The sequence below is a fragment of the Pseudoalteromonas sp. SMS1 genome (assembly GCF_021530565.1).
In the GTDB taxonomy this organism is placed as follows: Bacteria; Pseudomonadota; Gammaproteobacteria; order Enterobacterales; family Alteromonadaceae; genus Pseudoalteromonas.
The window spans coordinates 1-1,411 of sequence record NZ_JAKGBI010000073.1 but is presented as its reverse complement, the minus strand read 5'-3'; the positions used below and the strand labels follow the sequence as shown (position 1 = coordinate 1,411).

Sequence of the window (1,411 nt, the reverse complement as noted above, 5' to 3'; positions counted from 1 at the left end):
GTACTGGCTTTGCATTATGGCCACATCCGCCCCTGCAAGTGCCTTTCGATCTATTTTTCCATTAGGGGTTAATGGCCACTGCGTCATTACCACAAACGCAGAAGGCACCATATAATCTGGTAATGACGCCTGCAGCGATGACTTAATCGTGCGCAACCAGTCATTCTCATCCTCCACTGCTTGGTCCGCCATCACATACCCCACCAGATGGGTCTGCTTATCGGATACCTGTACCACCGCCGATGCGATGCCTTCTATCCCCGATAACTGCGCTTCGACCTCTCCCAGCTCGATACGATAGCCTCGCACTTTTACCTGCTCGTCAACTCGCCCTATAAACTCCATGCTGCCATCTGGTAAATAACGTACTCCAATACTCCCTACGGGCAGCAGTTGTTGATGTGTATCTAAAATATAATGCTGATAATTGTGCAAAGGATTTGCCAGTAAAATCGCTTCACCCTGTACCGCAGATGGCGTCACTTCACTCACCATCGACCACACTGATGCCTCCGTCGGACCATAGCAATTCCATACACGACCTGTGCATGCAACCAACCCTTTGGCCAAGGTCATACTCAGCTTTTCGCCACCACACAAAGCAGTCAGCTTTGCTCGTCCCGTCCAACCATCACTGAGCAATAAAGACCACGTCGCCGGTGTCGCCTGCATGATGCTGATATCCTGCGCCTCTAATAACGCACTCAAACGACCCGGCTCTGCACTGTCCGCTTTTGAGGCCAACACAACCTGCCCACCGTATGACAGGGGACCAAACAGCTCCAACCCCGCAATATCAAATGCTATCGTCGTCACCGCAAGTAACTTATTAGGTGCACTGAGCGCCCCTTCAAGCCTTACCTGCATCGCCTCTATAAAGTTCGCAAAGGTCCGATGCTCAACCATCACACCCTTGGGTTTCCCCGTCGACCCCGACGTGTATATAACGTAGGCCAGGTGTGCTGAAGTCAACGACTTCACCTGCGGTACACTCTGCCCACAGGCCGCTATATCCTGCATCACTTGCGCATCATCGGTGCAAATCACTTGCCCTGCGCTCAATGATGTCGGCATCACCACCTCGGTGTGACTTAAAATAAGTGATAGCTGCGCATCCTCAGCCATATAAGCCAAACGGGCAGCTGGGTAGCTGGGGTCTAATGGCACATATGCACCGCCAGCTTTCAAAATCGCTAACAGTGTAACCACCATATCCATTGAGCGTGGTAAACACACCCCAACAAGGGCGTCTGGCTTCACCCCCTGAGCGATTAAATAATGCGCCAGTTGATTCGCCTTTGAGTTGAGGGCGGCATACGTCATCGACTGACCTTCAAACACCAAAGCCGTACTGTCAGGCGTTCGGACAGCCTGTGCTTCAAACTGTTGATGTACCATCAGTTCGTGTGCA

At 51.8% G+C, this 1,411-nt stretch carries 1 protein-coding gene; it reads right to left on the bottom strand.

Features of this window, described 5'->3' with window-relative positions; genetic code table 11:
- Nucleotides 1-1,411: AMP-binding protein (locus L1286_RS24045; protein WP_235409553.1), on the bottom strand; the 1,411-nt coding region annotated here is incomplete at both ends.